Origin of the sequence: Bombilactobacillus bombi, from assembly GCF_003522965.1 — a bacterium.
Classification (GTDB): domain Bacteria; phylum Bacillota; class Bacilli; order Lactobacillales; family Lactobacillaceae; genus Bombilactobacillus; species Bombilactobacillus bombi.
In genome coordinates this window covers 651,931-669,481 of the sequence record NZ_CP031513.1, presented here as the reverse complement: position 1 = coordinate 669,481, position 17,551 = coordinate 651,931, and the positions used below count along the sequence as shown (strand labels likewise).

Genomic DNA, 17,551 nt, shown 5'->3' with positions numbered 1-17,551 from the left:
TTTCGAATGATGTTGAGGAGGATGTTAAAATGGCTGAAGAGCATAGCAGCACAAATCCGATGGAGCAGGCTTTGGATAGCTTTAATCAAGTACAAATAGGTGATATTGTCGAAGCAGAGGTTTTGTCAATCGATGATGGTCAATTAGTTGTAGGAATTGATAATTCCGGAGTTGAAGGGGTAGTACCACTCAAAGAATTAACTGCTGATCGTAAAGCTGATATTCATGATTTAGCACACGTTGGAGATAAATTAGAATTATTGGTTGTACGGCCATCTGCCAGTGACAAAGAAGACGGAAGCTTTATTTTATCTAAGCGCCGGATTGAAAATAAAAAAGCCTATGAAAAAATGGCTGCCATAAAAGATAATGATGAAACAGTTACTGGTAAAGTTACTGGAACTGTCAAAAGCGGCTTATTGGTTGACATTAGTGGTTTACGGGGATTTATTCCAGCGTCAATGATTTCTGATCATTTTGTTCGTGATTTAAATCCTTACGTTGGTAAAGAATTGACTTTAAAAGTGATTGAAGTTAATCGTGCTAAGAATAGACTAGTTTTGTCTCATAAAGAAATCGATGCTGAACAAAAAGCAGCTAAACAATCTGAAGTATTTGCCAAGATTTTGCCTGGTGATGTACTAGAAGCTAAAGTGTCGCGTTTAACTAATTTTGGTGCATTTATTGATTTAGGTGGTGTTGATGGCTTAGTGCATATTTCTCAAATCTCCTATCAACATATTGATAAGCCAAGCGATGTTTTACAACCCGGACAAGATGTTAAAGTTAAGGTACTTGATGTTGATAAAGATCGTGGTCGGATTTCATTATCAATTAAAGCAACTCAACCAGGACCTTGGGAAACTGTTGCCGAAAAAATTAGTGTTGGTGATGAAGTCGATGGAACAATTCGTCGGTTAACAGATTTTGGTGCTTTTGTCGAAGTTTTACCTGGAGTTGAAGGCTTAGTACACGTTTCACAAATTTCTTGGGATCGTGTTAATAAGCCGAGTGATGTTTTAAAAGTTGGACAAAAAGTTCACATGAAGGTATTAAATGTTGAGCCAGACAAGCGACGCTTGGGTCTTTCTATTAAGGCTTTAATAGATAATCCACATGAAAGTAAAAAGCCAAAAGAAGCTGCTTCTCCTGAACCATCAAATTATAAGTTGCCAGATGAAGAACGAGGTTTTTCTTTAGGTGATATTATCGGTAATAATAAACTTAATAAATAATTTTTAATAGATGTGCCAGTAAATAGCAAAATTGTTTTGTAAACGCAATATTTGGATATTTAAAACTAAGGGATTGTGAAATGGATTGCTCACGGTCCCTTTTTGTGATTAATAAAAGAAGGTGAAGAGTATGGTATTACCAGTTGTGGCCTTAGTAGGCCGACCAAATGTAGGTAAATCAACAATTTTTAATCGAATTATCAGCCAACGACTCTCAATTGTTGAAGATACACCGGGAGTAACTCGTGATCGTATTTATGCGCATGGAGAATGGGTTGGCAAAGAGTTTAGTATAATTGATACCGGTGGAATTACACTTGATGACCAAACTTTAAATAAAGAAATTACTGGTCAAGCTGAAATTGCTATTGAAGAAGCGGATGTTGTGGTGATGATTGTTGATGCCCGTGTTGGTGTTACACCAGAAGACGAAATTGTTGCTAAAATTTTATATAAATCACATAAGCCAATAGTTTTAGCAGTTAATAAGGCTGATAATTTAGACCAACGTCAAGATATCTATGATTTTTATATGTTGGGTTTAGGTGAACCATTTGCTGTTTCCGGGGTACATGGTACAGGAATGGGTGATTTGCTTGATGAAATTGTCAAAAAATTACCTGCACAATCGGAAGAAAAGGCGGATGATTCAATTAAGTTCAGTTTTATCGGGCGACCCAATGTAGGTAAATCATCTTTGGTAAATGCGATTTTAGGTGAAAAACGCGTTATCGTTTCACAAATGGAAGGTACTACTCGCGATGCAATTGATACCAGCTTTGTTAATGAAGTGGACGGGCAATCATTTACGATGATTGATACTGCTGGGATTCGAAAACGTGGCAAAGTTTATGAAAATACCGAAAAATATTCAGTCTTACGTGCAATGCGTTCAATCGATCGTAGCGATGTAGTAGTGATGGTGTTAGATGGTGAGCAGGGTATTCGTGAACAAGATAAACGTGTAGCTGGTTATGCACATGAAGCCGGACGTGGTGTCATTATTGCTGTTAATAAATGGGATGCGGTAATCCATAAAGATCAAAAAACAATGCAAGAGTTTACCGATTATATACGTAAAGAATTTCGATATCTTAATTATGCACCTATTATTTTTGTTTCAGCACTCAAACACCAGCGCCTCGAACAAATAGTCGAATTAGTTATGACAATTAATGAAAATCAAAAGCGAAGAATTCAGTCGTCATTATTAAACGAACTATTATTAAAGGCTACAGCAATTGCACCTGCTCCTACTGTAAAGAATAAACGTTTGCGCCTTTATTATTTAACACAAGTAGCTACTACACCTCCAACTTTTGTTGTTTTTGTAAATGATCCCGATTTATTTCATTTTTCTTATGAACGATTTATCATCAATCAATTGCGTACAACCTTTGATTTTACTGGTACGCCAATTAAAATTATTGCTCGAAAACGGAAGTAAGGATTTTCTTAAGAATTGACAAAAAGATTTAAAAAAATGATGATAATCCTTGCTCTGACGCAGATGTTATGATAATTTGGAAAAGGATGATGGTGTGGTAGTCGTCATTAAGAATTGAGTAGTGAATTAATTTGGATTTGTTACTTTGCGGAGGTGAAATATTTGGCAAATAAAGCAGAATTAATTCAAAGTGTTGCAGAAAAAACTGGTTTAACTAAGAAGGATTCTACAGCAGCTGTTGATGCAGTATTTAGTACTATTCAAGATAACTTAGTTAAGGGCGAAAAGGTTCAATTAATCGGCTTTGGAAACTTTGAAGTACGTCATCGTGCTGCTCGTAAGGGCCGTAACCCACAAACTAATGCAGAAATTACAATTCCTGCAAGTAAAGTACCAGCCTTCAAACCTGGTAAAACATTGAAGGATGCAGTTAAATAATTTTTTAAAAGATTTATTTATCTGAATGGAAACGACGTTAACGTTGTTTCTATTTTTTTATGGATAAGTTATAGCAATTTATGTGTCGAAGATAAAAATTTGTGGTAAGGTAAATTCAAATTGTAAAGGAGCTTAGAAGATGTCTTTTTCTGAAAAAGCTTTAACGGCATATAGCAGTGGTGATGTTTTACAGGCTCAAGATTTTGTGCACCAAGCCCTTAAACAAGACAATGATGATGAGTTATTTTCTTTAGCAGAAAATCTAACTGCTATTGGTATTACAGATGCAGCAAAAACTATTTATAAGCAATTACTGCAGAAGTATCCTAACGAAGATATTTTAAAAATTGATTTAGCAGAAATTTTAATTTCGGATAATAAAATTGATCAGGCAACTGATTTATTAGAGCAAGTAAGTCCTGAATCGTCAGACTATTTGTCTGCTTTACTGGTTAGTGCTGATTTATATCAGACAATTGGTTTATATGAAGTCAGTGAACAAAAGTTACAAACAGCTTTGAAATTGGCTCCTACCGAACCAGTTATCCAATTTGCTTTAGCTGAACTATATTTTGTTGAAAATAAATTTGCTCAAGCAGAAGTTTTTTATGAAAAATTAATTAATCAAGGACAAAAAAATTTCTCTGGTATTTCTTTAATCCAACGGTTAGCCTCTGCATATGCAGGTGAAGGGAAATATGAGCAAGCTGCTCAAGAATACCAACTAGTACCTTTAGAGACTATGACTGCGGATAATCAAGCTAATTATGCCACAGTGGCAATTGAATTAAAAAATTTTTCTACTGCCCAAAAGATACTCGATAATTTGTTGACAACAACTCCAGATTATTCAGCTGGTTATAATTTGGCCGTTAAAGTTGCTATTCAGCAACAAGATTATCAATTAGCAGTTAAACAAGCGCAAATTGGTTTAGGGTATGATCCTTTTAATCAAGAGTTATATCAATTAGGTTCACAGGCAGCTTTGAAAACTGGCAATTTTCAACAAGCAAAAGACTTGTTAATTCAGGGTATTGAACAAGTAGCAGATAATAGTGAACTTATCATCTCTTTGAGCAATCTATATTTACAGATAGAAGATCATCAAGCTAATCTAGATTTATTAAATAAATACCATCAAGAGCTAGCTGACCAACCTCGCTTTTATTGGAATTTGGCCCGTTCTGAAAATGCTTTGGAACAGTTTGATCAAGCTTTAAAAGATATGTTAAATGTTTATCAACAATATCAAGATAATGCCTTTTATTTAAAAGATTTAATTAATATTTTACGGCAAAAATCGCAACCTCAATTGTTACAAGCAGCCACTAAACGTTATTTGCAATTAGTTCCTAACGATGAAGAAATTAATGAATTAGAGCAAGAATTGAGTGATTTAGATGATAATTAAACAACTACCAATCCAATTAGCTAATGCCTTGCCAGTTCTGCGCCAAATCAATCAAGCCGGTTTTGAAGCATACTTCGTAGGTGGTTGTGTACGTGATACTATATTAGGACGACATTTGCATGATGTTGATTTAGCCACTAGTGCTTATCCGCAGGAAATTAAACAAATATTTTCGCAAACAATAGACACAGGTATTGAACATGGTACAGTGACTGTCATTTATCAACATCATACTTATGAAATTACGACTTTTCGAACTGAATCAGGTTATCAGGACTTTCGGCGCCCTGATTCAGTTGAATTTGTTCGTTCTCTAGAAGAAGATCTTCAAAGACGAGATTTTACGATTAATGCCTTAGCCATGAATTCAGCAGGAGAAATAATAGATTTATTTACTGGATTGGCTGATTTACAGCATCAGCGCATTAAAGCTGTTGGAGTAGCGAGTGAGCGATTCCATGAAGATGCTTTAAGAATGTTAAGAGCAGTCCGGTTTCAATCTCAACTGGATTTTTCGATTGAAGAACAAACATTATTAGGCATTAAGGCTAATGCCAAGCTGCTACAATATATCGCCGTGGAACGAATTAGAGAAGAATTCATTAAATTAATGGAAGGAATTAATCGTCAAGCAGGATTACAAACACTTTTTAACACAAAGTTGTATCAATTTTGTCCAGGATTAGCTAATTGCGATTTTCAGCAGTTACTTGACTATTCGACAGGGAAAATTGACGATGAAGCAGCTATCTGGTCTTTAATCGGATATTTAGAGAGCTTTGATAAAAAGCAACTACACCAATTTTTACATCATTGGAAGATTGCTAATAGTACCATTAAATTAGCGCAGACAGCTGTCCAATTATTATTAAATGTCAATAGAAATAGTTGGGATTTATATTTGGCTGGAGAAAAAGCAGTTAATGTAGCTGCCAAAGTGCTGAATTTAGTCGAGCAATCCCATCTAAGTCAATTAATGCTCAGCGCTTATGCTGCCTTACCTTTAAAATCAGTACATGAATTAGCTATTAATGGACAACAAGTAATGGCCGTTCTGAAATTAAGTCCCGGACCGAAAATCGGCTATTATTTACAGTATATTCAAAAAGCTATTATCGCAGGCAATTTACAGAATAATTATCAAGAAATTGTTAATTTTTTAAAAACTAATGAATTGGAATTTAAGTGACTATTATGAAAACTTTAAGTGTTAATAATTTAGAACAAAATGTAGGAGCTCGTACTCTGTATACCAATGTTTCATTTAAAATTAATACCCCAGATCGCGTGGGATTAGTAGGACTCAATGGAGTGGGTAAAACCACTCTTTTAAATTCATTAATTGATGAACAATTGTTAAAGCAAAAAATTATCGAACATCCCCATGATTATCAAATCAGTTACTTGCGGCAAACTCCTAAATTTGCTGAGTCTTTAACGGTTATTGAGGCCATCTTGCAAGGAGAAGAGCCTTTATATGTCGCTGTGCGTAACTATGAGCAAGTACTCAATCAATATTCCCATCAGCCCGATAATCAACAAATCTCTAAAAAATTTTTTCAAGCTCAAGAAGAAATGGATCGATTGGATGGCTGGGAATTTCAATCTACCGTGGAAACCATTTTAACTAAGTTAGGAATTACTCAATTTAATCAAACCATAGGTCAATTATCCGGTGGTCAGCAAAGACGAGTGGCGTTAGCCCAAGTTTTAGTTTCTACGGCTGACTTATTAATTCTAGATGAGCCCACTAATCATTTAGATGAAAACGCCATTACTTGGCTGGAAACTTTTTTAAATAACTATCAAGGAGCGGTTATTTTTGTCACTCATGATCGTTATTTTTTAAATTCAGTAGCTAATCGGATTTTAGAAATTAGCCAACAGCAAGTTATTGAATATTCTGGTAATTATGAAGACTATGTTACACAAAAAGCCCAAAATGAAACAACTTGGGCAGCCACTCAGCAACATCAAAGAAATTTATATCGGCATGAACTAAAATGGATGCGCGCAGGTGTCCAAGCCCGTGGTACCAAGCAAAATGCTCGAGTTGAACGTTTTAAACAATTAAGTCAGCAACTCAAGGGACAAAATGTCAATGATGACAGTCAGCTGACCATCGATATTAAACAGCAGCGTTTGGGCAAGGATGTCTTTAATTTACAGGATGCAGTTTTAAAATTTGGCAATCAAGTCTTAGTGCAGGATTTAAATTTACGCATTAATTCAGGGGAACATTTAGGAATTATTGGCGCTAATGGGGCTGGGAAAACAACTTTTTTAAATGTGTTAGCCCAACGACAGAATTTAAGTGCAGGACAGCTAGAAATTGGACAAACTGTTAAAATTGGATATTATACCCAACACGTCGAGGCCATGGATTCTGATATGCGGGTAATTTCTTACTTAGAATCAATTGGCCAAAATGTAGAAGATGCTTCTGGCTATCGTTTATCAGCTTCTCAATTATTGGAAAGATTTTTATTTTCACCGCAACAACAAGGCTCGTTTATACGTGATTTATCCGGTGGAGAAAAAAGACGGCTTTATTTATTGGCAGTTTTAATACGTCGTCCAAACGTTTTACTGCTAGATGAGCCAACGAATAACTTGGACATTGAAACCATGACAATTTTAGAAGACTATTTAATGGAATTTGAAGGCACAGTAGTAGCTGTTTCGCATGACCGTTATTTTTTAGATAAAATCACAGATGATTTGTTAGTTTTTAAAGGCCAAGGACAAATTGACCGCCATTGGGGTTCATATTCTAATTATTTAAAGGAACAAACAACTCATAATAAACATAAGTCAAATGCCAATAAAGCCAATACTAATCGACGTACTCATAGTACAACATCCGATAAATTAACTTATTCAGAAAAATTAGAATTGGAAAAACTGGAACCTCAAATTGATAAATTAGAACAGCAAAAAAAATCTTTAGAAGAAGAAATGACAAAAATTGGTCAAGATTACCAAAAGTTATTGAAACAGCAACAACAGTTAGATGAATTAAAACAACAAATTGAAACAACTGTCGAGCGTTGGACACAACTAGCTGAAAAAGAAGAGTGAGTTGATGAGAAAGGAAGATTACCTTGTTAGCATTTTTATGGGCAGAAGATCAGAATCATTTAATTGGGCAAGCAGGTCATTTGCCTTGGCATTTACCTAATGATTTACAGTATTTTAAAAAAGTTACTTGGAATCATACAATTATAATGGGACATAAAACGTTTTTAAGTCTCCCCCATGGACCGTTGCCTCATCGTCGCAATATTGTATTAAGTCATAATACCCAATTGCAACTTCCTAATGTAGAAGTTGTTTGTTCTAAAGAACTACTTTTAAAGTTGATTGCCCAAGATTCACAAGTGTTTATTATTGGTGGCAGCCAGGTGTTTGCACAATTTTTAGATGAGGTTGAATACTTATATGTAACCAAAATTGCTCATCAATTTGTAGGGGATGTTTACATGCCCCAAATTGACTATACTCATTTTAAGTTAGTCCAAAAACAAAAAGGCATTGTTAATGAAAACAATGCCTGGACACATGAATTTATGATATACCAAAGACTATAGACAAAAGTAAGCCGCAAAAAACATTAGTGTACTACCCAACATGACAAATATGTGCCAAATTACATGAATATACTTAATTCCGCGCATACAATATAGTAGTGCTCCTGCGGTAAAAGCAACACCACCCCAGAAAAGTAAAATGATACCTTGGGAGCCAATTGCTAATTGTAAAGGTTTCATAATAATAACAACCATCCAGCCCATAATTACGTATAAAGCTGTATCAATAATGGGATGATGACCAATATTAAAAATTTTATAAATAATACCACCGATAGTAATTAACCAGATTAATCCTAAGAACAACCAACTTTGTGGTTGCTTAAGTCCCAACAAGCAAAAGGGTGTATAAGTTCCCGCAATTAGTAAGAAAATAGAACTATGGTCTAAAATCTGAAAAAAGTGTTTAGCTCTGGTAAAATAAAGACTATGAAATAATGTTGAACAAAGATATAAGAACATCAATGTAAATCCGTAAATGGAGTACGCTATTACAGCCAATAATTGGTTGTGCTGCTGATGGTTAGCTTTAATTAAAAGTAAAATCGTCCCAATAGCAGAAAGGATAAATCCAATTCCATGGGTAAGGGCACTAAGTATTTCATTGGTAATCTGGTATGACTTACTTCGATTAGTAGGATTAGTAAATAAATTTGACACGTTATTTCTCCTTGGTTATTATGTTAAAATTATAATCGTTGATTAGAATTTATTATTATCAAAGATTATAATGCATTATATATTAAACTTCCTAAAGATTAAAGGCGGGATTTATTATGAATAAGGTTAAAATTGTTACAGATTCATCGATTCAAATCACAGCAGAAGAAATTAAAAAATATGAAATTGCACTTGTTCCACTGTCAATTGAAATTGATGGCCAACAATTTATTGATGGCGAAACAATTACCAGACAAGAATTTGTTCAAAAAATGTTAGTCTCTAAAAATCTACCTAAAACCAGTCAACCACCACTGGGACGTTTTGTAGATACTTTTAAAGAGTTAGGCGCGGATGGTAGTAAAATTTTAGCTATTCATATGACTAAGGGGTTAAGCGGAACAGTGGAAGCAGCACGCCAAGCAGCGCAAATAACAGGATTAGATATTACTGTTGTTGACAGTGGATTTACAGATCGTGCGCTGGCATTTCAAGTAATAGAAGCAGCTAAGTTAGCGCAATCAGGAGCAGATATAGCAGATATTTTACCGGTAATTGAAAAGATTAAAAATCAAACACATCTCTATCTAGGCATTCCTAATCTGGATAATATCTTAAATGGTGGTCGTCTAGGGAAAGTGGCTGCTAGCTTGTCTACTTTTTTAAAAATTAATATTGTTGTTCAATTAAAAGATTCCAAGTTAGGAATTCTGAAAAAGGGACGTGGTATCAAAACAATTGAAAATTATATGGATAAAGTTGTTCAACAAATTAATGAAGATGGTGACAAAATAGCTGAAATTGGAATTTCTTATGTTGATGACATCACTTTACCTAATCAGTCAGAACAACGAATTCATGAAAAATGGCCCCAATTACCGATTTTAAATGAAGTAACTAGTCCAGTTATTACTACTCATGCTGGTAAGGGTGCATTTGCAATTATGTATTATTATCGTTAATTAATTATTTGACTGCGAAGAAGGAAGGTCCTAGATATTAAGCGGATTTTAACTTGTTTGTTGGTAATTATATTTGCAGGAAGAATAATCTGGAGTTCCCAACCGGTTCAGGCTCAACAAAAGTCCTTTCCAGTGACAGCGGTAGGGGATTCTTTGACTTATGGAGTTGGTGATCCCACTAAGCGTGGTGGTTATTGCTATCTTATTCAAAAGCCCTTAAAGCGTGCTACCAAACAAAAAGTTCACGTTGACAATTTTGGAATTAGTGGTGAGACCAGCAAACAAATTTTAAAACGAGTACAAAGTAAGGATAATCTTCGTCAAGCTCTGAAAAAAAGCCGCATTGTTATTATTACTGCTGGAGGTAATGATGTTATGCACGCTTTGCGAGCACGAGGACTAAGACTTTCACAAAGTCAACTCTTAAAATATCAAGATGCTTATACAGCTAATATGAATAATATGATTAAAGAAATACGCAGCTTGAATTCACGGGCACCAATTTATATCTATGGTATTTATAATCCTTATGCGATTTATTTTAAAAAAGTTCCCGGAATGAAAATGGCGATTGATAATTGGAATCAAAATACTCGTTTGTTGACTCAAGATTATCATCGGGTTCATTTTGTTGACATTAGTGCGTTAGCTCAACCTAAGAAATTACAGTATTCTAAAAAGAACCAAGAAACTACTAATCCTTTACTTTATACTAAAGATTATTTTCATCCTAATCGTCAAGGATACCAACTCATGACTGATAAATTATGGAAAAAATTACAAGCTACTAAGACAGAGTGGAGGCCATAGAATGCAACGCTCACAAAAAAAGTATTTCAATCCTTGGAAATATGCTTTTTTAATTTTAATTGCTTTAATTATAGTTATCTTTGCTTTTTTAACATATCAAGTGTTGCATACAGATACAACTACAAATTGGTCTAACAGTATTGAAACTAGTCAGACGACAAACCAAAGTTCGATTTTTCAAGTGGAACTCACTAAAAATCAAACTCAAAGATTAGCCAATCATTATATAAAAGAATATTTAAATGGTAATGACATTAAATATCATTTAAATATCGAGGGTAAACATGTTAATCTTTTAGGCAGTGCGGAATTTTTAGGTTCCAAGATTAACTTTACTTTACAAACTCAGCCCTATGCAACGGCCAATGGGGGCATTCAACTTAAAGCCCAACAGCTAAAGGTTGGCAAATTAGGAATACCGCTGGAATTTGTCATGTTTTATATCGCTCATAATTACCATTTTCCTAAGTGGGTTCAAATTAATAGTAAACAACGTTTAATCAATATTGATTTACCTGCTCATCGGACTGATCAAGGATATTACTTTAAGGTTGACCAACTTAATTTACAGCAAAACAAAATTGTAGTTAAGGTTTATTCTACTAAAATGTAAAGAGGCACACATAATGGGAAAAACTTTTTATGAGTATCTAATGACACAAAGAAATCCAAATAGCTCGGATCCAATTGCACATTTTGCGGATGCGGCTTTTTTTGACTCAGCATTTCCTAAACAATCGCAAGATTATGATGAAATATCCAATTATTTAGAACTAAATGGTTCTTATTTACCGACAATGGATATCTTTGATTTAGCATTTCGCAATTATCAAGAAACTTTAGAACATTTTAATTGATAAGGATAAAATATGAAACATTCTTTTTCATGGAAAACATTAATACTTGTAATAATCGGTAGTCTATTGTGTGGTTCAGCCTTGACTTTTATTTTTGTAGCTTGGATGTTAGGTAAATCGCCTTTGATGAATTCTGATTTACGGCAAATTCAAGAAGTATATGAAAATATTGATCAAAATTACTATAAAAAGGTTCCTTCTAAAAAATTGGTTAATGGTGCCATTTCAGGAATGATTGATTCATTAGATGACCCTTATTCGCAATTTTTAACTGCTAAAAATCGGACTGATTTAAATGAAAGTATTTCTGGAAAAATTTCTGGGATTGGAGCAACTATTACCAAAGCTAGTTCCGGAATAAAAATTGTCAATGTGATGCCGCATTCACCAGCAAAACGTGCTGGTTTAAAAGCCGATGATGTGATTTTGAAGATTAATCAAAAATCCACCCGTGACTTAACCGTTGAACAAGCTTCAGCTTTAACTCGTGGAAAAACGGGTACTAAGGTGCAATTGCAATTGCAGCGACAGCAAAAACAATTTACAGTTAATTTACGCCGGGCACCTATTAAAATGGCTACTGTCACTGGACAAGTGAATAAAGACTATCCTCAAATCGGGCAAATTACTATTGCTCAATTTTCAGAAAACACTTCTCAAGATCTAAAAAAAGAAATTGTTGCTTTGCGCCATCAAGGTGTTGAAAAATTAATAATTGATGTTCGTAGTAATCCAGGTGGGTTAATGGAACAAGCCGTGGCAAGTGCTAGTATGTTTTTAAAAAATGGTCAAAAAATAGTTACGATTACTGGTCGTCATCAAACCGATATTACTTACCGTGCAAATAAGCATTATCTGAAAAATTATAAGGTGCATTTGCCAGTGGTTGTTTTGATAGACAATCAAAGTGCTAGTGCAGCAGAAATTTTTGCTGCGGCTTTACATGAATCAGGCAAAAAACCTTTAGTAGGGGAAAAATCTTACGGTAAAGGAGTGGTCCAAACCGTTAATTCGCTCAATTCCTCATCAGAAATGAAGATTACTACTGCGAAATGGCTAACACCTCAAGGGCATTGGATTAATAAAAAGGGACTTGAACCAACTTTTAAGGTCACATATCCTGCATATTTAAATTTAAAAGCTTTTACTAGTAAAAAAACACTTAATAGTGGTTCTTCAGAACCGGATGTTTTAACTGCTCAGAAAGTTTTACAAGCATTGGGGAGTGATGTTGAATTATCAGGCCAATTAGATACTGCCACAATGACAGCACTGCAAAACTTTCAAAGTCAAAATGGACTTCCAGCAACTGGAACGTTAAATCAAGCTACGCGACAAGCACTAACGCAAAAACTACTAAAGCAAGCTCAAACTAATGACGAAATGAATAATAAAGCAATTGAACTTTTAGCAAATGATAAGGAGTAAATGAGTAATGGCAACAATTCAATGGTATCCAGGACACATGAATAAAGCAAAGAACCAAATTCAAGAGCATTTAAAGCTGGTTGATGCTGTTTTGGAAATTCGTGATGCTCGTTTACCACTTTCTTCGGCTAACCCAGTGTTAGATCAATTAATTCAGTCTAAAAAACGGATCATAATTTTGAACAAACAAGATTTAGCCGATTCCAGCCAAACTAAAAAATGGCAAGAATATTTGCACCAGCAACAAATCATGAGTCTAGCAATTGATGCTCAGCACACCAATCATTTACAAGTAATTGTTCAAGCACTAGAGAAACTGATGGCTGCTAAATTACAAAAATTTCGGCGTAGTGGTGTCAAGAACTACACTATTCGTGCCATGTGTATTGGAATTCCTAACGTAGGAAAATCAACAATTTTGAATAAATTGGCCGGTAAAAACGTCGCAGTTACAGGTAATCGTCCAGGTGTAACTAAAAATCAAAATTGGATTAAAACTAAATCCCAAATTGAACTCTTGGATACTCCCGGGGTATTGTGGCCCAAGATTGATGATCAAACAGTTGGTTTAAAACTGGCTTTAAGTGGTGCAATTAAAGATAGTCTAGTATCTGCAATGGATTTAGCAATATTTGCTTTGGAATATTGGCAACATTATTATTCTCCACAATTACAAGCCGCCTATCATTTGAACAATACTGATGTTACTTTATCAAGTGATAAGCTGTTGATTAAATTAACACAGCAATTTGGATTTAAAGATGACTATGAGCGAACTGCACTGAAAATAATTCAAGATGTTAGAAAAGGAGTTCTAGGGCGTTATACTTTGGATATGGTGAACGAGATTGAGTGAAAATATTTCCCATCTAACTATTAATCAAATTAAAAAGTTATTAGCGCAAAAACCCACTGCTGATTATATTTGGGATCAGATAAAAGATGACCCCCGTCAAGGAGTGCAAAAATTAGCTATTAGTCATCAAAAAAAGTTGATTCAACAAGAACGACTAAAACAGAGTTTTGAACAACGCCTGCAAATTGAAAAACATTTTTGGAATCAAGGACAAGTAGTGGCAGGTATTGATGAAGTGGGTCGTGGACCATTAGCAGGTCCCGTGGTCACAGCAGCAGTAGTTTTACCGGCCAATATTGATTTGTGGGAAATTAATGATTCTAAACAATTAAGTGCTGCTAAGAGACGACAGCTGTATACGCAAATTTTAGCAGTGGCCCTTGATGTGAGCGTGGGTGTTGGAGAGCGGCAGTTAATTGACGAAAAAGATATTTATCATGCTACTGAAATCACAATGGCGCAAGCAGTGAAGCAACTTAATATAAAAGTTGATCATCTATTAGTAGATGCTATGCATGTCCCTGTTAATGTTGCCCAAACCAAGCTCATCAAAGGGGATGCGCGCAGCATTTCTATTGGTGCAGCTAGTATTATCGCTAAAGTCTATCGTGATGAATTAATGCAAACTTACGCACAGATTTATCCGCATTATGGTTTTGAAAATAATGCTGGTTATGGTACGAAAGAGCACCTATCTGGATTAGCAACATACGGTATTTGTCCACTGCATCGTCACAGTTTTGCACCTATAAAAAAATATTTATAGTTATTTCCGTAATTTTAAAAAAATACGGAGATGGTGTATCTTGACAATTCAATCATTAATTCGACGTTTGTCAGCAACACAATGTGTTAGTAATCAGTTAATACTCAAAGTTTGCCAGCAATATTATCAAGTGAGTTCTCAACTTGATTTTTTGCTGGATTTTGTTGTCCAACATCTAAAAGCAGATAAACAAATAATTTTTAAGCAGCGCTGGTTGCACCAATCTTTAAATGCAGCTAGGTTTATTACGTTTTTTGATCAAGCATACCCAACACAACTACGGCAAATTTATAATCCGCCAGCTATTTTGTACTATATAGGAAATTTGCAATTACTAAAAACTCCGATTGTCGCTTTAATTGGTGCACGTGCATGTAATCATTATACAGAACAAATTATGTATGGTTTAATACCAGGATTGGTAGAACAAAAAATAACCACAATTAGTGGTCTAGCACGCGGAGCTGATAGTTTTTGTCATCAGATAACTCTGAATCATTTTGGCAATACTATTGCAGTTGTGGGCAATTCAGTAGATTATTTTTATCCAGCAGAAAACAAATCCTTACAATTACAAATTAGTCAGCAAGGATTAATATTAAGTGAATATCCACCCACTACCAGTCCACGTCGTTATTATTTTCCGCAAAGGAATCGCATAATTGCTGGACTTTGTGATAATCTATTAGTAACCCAAGCACGCCAGCGGAGTGGTACTTTAATTACAGCAGAATTAGCGTTACAAGAAAATCGTAATGTTTGGGCTGTACCAGGACCCATAACTAGTTCTCTATCTCAAGGGTGCAACCAATTAATTACGGCAGGTGCACGACCATATTTGAATGCTACGGAATTTATTAGTGACTTGAAAGTTGCAAAAAAAATTTGACAAAGTAGAATCATCTAGCATATTATTTGAAACGACTTGATTGAAGAAAGGAGCTTTTTTTTGGTAAGCTCAAAAGCAACAAAACGTAAACCCACCACTAAAAATTTAGTGATTGTGGAATCACCAGCAAAAGCTAAGACAATTGAAAAATATTTAGGAAAAAATTATAAAGTTTTAGCCAGCAAAGGACACATTCGAGATTTGCCAAAGAGTCGAATGGGAGTTGATATTGATCACAATTACGAGCCAACTTATATTTCTATTCGCGGCAAAGGCGACACGATTAAAGAATTGAAAAAAGCTGCGAAAAATTCGCAAAATGTTTATCTGGCAGCCGATCCTGATCGTGAAGGCGAAGCGATTGCTTGGCATGTTTCTTATGTTTTGGGATTAGATCTTGACGATAAAAATCGAGTTGTCTTTAATGAAATTACTAAAGATGCTGTCAAAGAAGCATTTAAACATCCCCGTAATGTTAATATGGATTTGGTGAATGCCCAACAAGCACGAAGAATTTTAGATCGGTTAGTCGGTTATTCAATTAGTCCGATTCTATGGCAAAAAGTAAAAAAGGGCTTGAGTGCAGGTCGTGTGCAGTCTATTGCCTTGAAATTAGTCATTGAACGGGAAAAATCTATTCAAAAATTTCAGCCGAAAGAGTATTGGACGATTTTAAGTCATTTTCAAGCTGGAACAGCCAAGAAAAATATTTTTGAAGCTAATTTTTATGGTGTTGATGGCAAGAAAAAAGAATTACCGTCAAACCAAGCAGTTAAAGATATTTTGGCACAGATTGATAAACGAAAAAAATTTAATGTCTCTAAAGTTGTTAAAAAAGAGCGGAAACGTTATCCAGCAGCTCCGTTTACAACTAGCTCCTTACAACAAGAAGCTAATCGAAAATTAAACTTTAAAACGCGGAAAACCATGATGTTAGCGCAACAGCTGTATGAAGGTATTAATTTAGGCGGGCGTCAAGGCAGTGTCGGTTTAATTACCTATATGCGGACTGATTCTACGCGGATTGCCACTGTTGCTAAACATGAAACTGCCAAATTCATTCAAGAAGAATACGGTGAACAATATGCAGCAACTAAATTGCATAAAACCAAAAATCCTGAAGGAGCTCAAGACGCTCATGAAGCGATTCGCCCGACTTCAGTCTTACGAACACCGCAATCTCTTAAAAAAGTTTTAACAAGAGATCAATATCGCCTTTATAACTTGATTTGGAATCGGTTTGTTGCTAGTGAAATGACACCAGCTGTTATGGATACCGTGAAGGTAGTATTAGAACAAAGCAAAGTCCAATTTCAAGCCAATGGATCACAAATTAAGTTTGATGGTTTTTTAAAGTTATATAAAGACGATAATAAAACTAAAGATAATCTTTTACCAGATTTAAGTGAAGGTCAACAAGTTAAATTATTAGATACCAATCCAGAACAACATTTTACACAGCCACCAGCTAGATATACTGAAGCTTCTTTGGTCAAGGCCCTGGAAGAAAACGGTGTTGGTCGTCCTTCCACGTATGCGCCAACAATTGATACTATCCAGCGTCGTTATTATGTCAAATTAAATGGCCGTAGCTTTGAACCAACTGAACTAGGTGAAATTGTAGATAATTTAATTGAAAAATATTTTCCAGATATTGTGAATATTGATTTTACTGCCCAGTTAGAAGATGAATTAGATGGTATAGAAGCAGGTAAAGAAAAATGGACTAAAGTTGTAGATGAGTATTATCAGCCTTTTTCTAAAGAATTAAAAAATGCCGATGAAAAAATTGAAAAATTACAAATTAAAGATGAACCTGCAGGATTTGATTGTGATATTTGTGGAGCGCCCATGGTTATTAAGTTGGGACGCTATGGGAAATTTTTTGCTTGCAGTCGTTTTCCGGACTGTCGCAATACAAAACCAATCATCAAAGAAATTGGGGTAGTTTGTCCGAAATGTCATCAGGGTCAAGTAGTGGAACGTAAATCTAAAAAGCGTCGAATTTTTTATGGGTGTTCCCGTTATCCGGATTGTGATTTTGTTGATTGGAATAAGCCTATTAACCGTGATTGTCCTAAGGATGGACATTATTTAGTTGAGAAAAAAGTTAAGGGTGGTCGTCAAGTAGTTTGTCCTAATGGCGATTATGAAGAAGAAGTTCAGAAATAATAAATTTTATTAGCACCGCTATTTCTCTTG

At 35.0% G+C, this 17,551-nt stretch carries 17 protein-coding genes; 16 read left to right on the top strand and 1 reads right to left on the bottom strand.

What is annotated here, in order from left to right:
- The first annotated feature begins 29 nt into the window (after positions 1–29).
- From rpsA to DS830_RS03440, 7 genes are all read left to right on the top strand, one after another.
- Positions 30–1,235: a 30S ribosomal protein S1 gene (gene rpsA / locus DS830_RS03470; RefSeq protein ID WP_118908267.1), complete on the top strand. Its 1,206-nt coding sequence runs from the start codon at positions 30–32 to the stop codon at positions 1,233–1,235.
- Between the two features lie 130 nt (positions 1,236–1,365).
- The gene (der, locus tag DS830_RS03465) at positions 1,366–2,682 is read left to right on the top strand and encodes a ribosome biogenesis GTPase Der (protein WP_118908266.1); all 1,317 of its coding nucleotides are present in this window, start codon (positions 1,366–1,368) and stop codon (positions 2,680–2,682) included.
- A gap of 162 nt (positions 2,683–2,844) precedes the next feature.
- On the top strand, positions 2,845–3,120 hold the full coding sequence (locus DS830_RS03460; protein ID WP_118901892.1) for an HU family DNA-binding protein: 276 nt from the start codon (positions 2,845–2,847) through the stop codon (positions 3,118–3,120).
- Positions 3,121–3,259: 139 nt separating this feature from the next.
- Positions 3,260–4,531, top strand: coding sequence for a tetratricopeptide repeat protein (locus DS830_RS03455; protein WP_118908265.1), 1,272 nt, complete (start codon positions 3,260–3,262; stop codon positions 4,529–4,531).
- Positions 4,521–5,720, top strand: coding sequence for a CCA tRNA nucleotidyltransferase (locus DS830_RS03450; RefSeq protein ID WP_118908264.1), 1,200 nt, complete (start codon positions 4,521–4,523; stop codon positions 5,718–5,720). The genes DS830_RS03455 and DS830_RS03450 overlap by 11 nt, the downstream gene beginning before the upstream one ends.
- Positions 5,721–5,725: 5 nt before the next feature.
- Positions 5,726–7,612 carry an ABC-F family ATP-binding cassette domain-containing protein gene (locus tag DS830_RS03445; protein WP_118908263.1) on the top strand — a complete coding sequence of 629 codons (1,887 nt, stop codon included), beginning with the start codon at positions 5,726–5,728 and terminating at the stop codon, positions 7,610–7,612.
- A gap of 23 nt (positions 7,613–7,635) precedes the next feature.
- Entirely contained in the window at positions 7,636–8,121 is a 486-nt protein-coding gene (locus DS830_RS03440; RefSeq protein ID WP_118908262.1) for a dihydrofolate reductase, read from the top strand.
- On the opposite strand, the gene trhA is transcribed toward DS830_RS03440, so the two are convergent.
- Positions 8,116–8,781 carry a PAQR family membrane homeostasis protein TrhA gene (gene trhA, locus DS830_RS03435; protein WP_118901878.1) on the bottom strand — a complete coding sequence of 222 codons (666 nt, stop codon included), beginning with the start codon at positions 8,779–8,781 and terminating at the stop codon, positions 8,116–8,118. The two genes, DS830_RS03440 and trhA, sit on opposite strands and share 6 nt — an antisense overlap.
- Before the next feature lie 116 nt (positions 8,782–8,897).
- Between trhA and DS830_RS03430 the strand changes: the two genes are divergently transcribed.
- From DS830_RS03430 to topA, 9 genes are read left to right on the top strand one after another with little or no spacing between them, the layout of a single operon-like run.
- On the top strand, positions 8,898–9,743 hold the full coding sequence (locus DS830_RS03430) for a DegV family protein (RefSeq protein WP_118901875.1): 846 nt from the start codon (positions 8,898–8,900) through the stop codon (positions 9,741–9,743).
- A gap of 57 nt (positions 9,744–9,800) precedes the next feature.
- Positions 9,801–10,553 (top strand): SGNH/GDSL hydrolase family protein, encoded by a 753-nt coding sequence (locus tag DS830_RS03425; protein WP_162887497.1) that lies wholly within the window; start codon positions 9,801–9,803, stop codon positions 10,551–10,553.
- 1 nt (position 10,554) lies between these two features.
- Positions 10,555–11,166, top strand: a complete 612-nt coding sequence (locus DS830_RS03420; RefSeq protein WP_118908260.1) for a YpmS family protein — start codon at positions 10,555–10,557, stop codon at positions 11,164–11,166.
- 13 nt (positions 11,167–11,179) lie between these two features.
- Positions 11,180–11,410 (top strand): YozE family protein, encoded by a 231-nt coding sequence (locus DS830_RS03415; RefSeq protein ID WP_118901866.1) that lies wholly within the window; start codon positions 11,180–11,182, stop codon positions 11,408–11,410.
- A gap of 12 nt (positions 11,411–11,422) precedes the next feature.
- On the top strand, positions 11,423–12,838 hold the full coding sequence (locus DS830_RS03410; RefSeq protein WP_118908259.1) for a S41 family peptidase: 1,416 nt from the start codon (positions 11,423–11,425) through the stop codon (positions 12,836–12,838).
- A 7-nt stretch (positions 12,839–12,845) separates the two neighbouring features.
- Positions 12,846–13,694, top strand: a complete 849-nt coding sequence (gene ylqF / locus DS830_RS03405; RefSeq protein ID WP_118908258.1) for a ribosome biogenesis GTPase YlqF — start codon at positions 12,846–12,848, stop codon at positions 13,692–13,694.
- Positions 13,687–14,460 carry a ribonuclease HII gene (locus tag DS830_RS03400; protein WP_240366832.1) on the top strand — a complete coding sequence of 258 codons (774 nt, stop codon included), beginning with the start codon at positions 13,687–13,689 and terminating at the stop codon, positions 14,458–14,460. The genes ylqF and DS830_RS03400 overlap by 8 nt, the downstream gene beginning before the upstream one ends.
- Before the next feature lie 40 nt (positions 14,461–14,500).
- A complete protein-coding gene (dprA, locus tag DS830_RS03395) occupies positions 14,501–15,349 on the top strand; it encodes a DNA-processing protein DprA (protein ID WP_162887496.1) in 849 nt (282 codons plus the stop codon).
- Between the two features lie 60 nt (positions 15,350–15,409).
- The gene (gene topA / locus DS830_RS03390) at positions 15,410–17,521 is read left to right on the top strand and encodes a type I DNA topoisomerase (RefSeq protein WP_118908256.1); all 2,112 of its coding nucleotides are present in this window, start codon (positions 15,410–15,412) and stop codon (positions 17,519–17,521) included.
- The last annotated feature ends 30 nt before the right edge of the window (positions 17,522–17,551 follow it).

Coding starts and splice junctions, on each gene's coding strand:
- rpsA (WP_118908267.1), top strand. CDS start 30: ATGGCTGAAGAGCATAGCAGCACAAATCCGATGGAGCAGGCTTTGGAT.
- der (WP_118908266.1), top strand. CDS start 1,366: ATGGTATTACCAGTTGTGGCCTTAGTAGGCCGACCAAATGTAGGTAAA.
- DS830_RS03455 (WP_118908265.1), top strand. CDS start 3,260: ATGTCTTTTTCTGAAAAAGCTTTAACGGCATATAGCAGTGGTGATGTT.
- DS830_RS03450 (WP_118908264.1), top strand. CDS start 4,521: ATGATAATTAAACAACTACCAATCCAATTAGCTAATGCCTTGCCAGTT.
- DS830_RS03445 (WP_118908263.1), top strand. CDS start 5,726: ATGAAAACTTTAAGTGTTAATAATTTAGAACAAAATGTAGGAGCTCGT.
- DS830_RS03430 (WP_118901875.1), top strand. CDS start 8,898: ATGAATAAGGTTAAAATTGTTACAGATTCATCGATTCAAATCACAGCA.
- DS830_RS03420 (WP_118908260.1), top strand. CDS start 10,555: ATGCAACGCTCACAAAAAAAGTATTTCAATCCTTGGAAATATGCTTTT.
- DS830_RS03415 (WP_118901866.1), top strand. CDS start 11,180: ATGGGAAAAACTTTTTATGAGTATCTAATGACACAAAGAAATCCAAAT.
- DS830_RS03410 (WP_118908259.1), top strand. CDS start 11,423: ATGAAACATTCTTTTTCATGGAAAACATTAATACTTGTAATAATCGGT.
- ylqF (WP_118908258.1), top strand. CDS start 12,846: ATGGCAACAATTCAATGGTATCCAGGACACATGAATAAAGCAAAGAAC.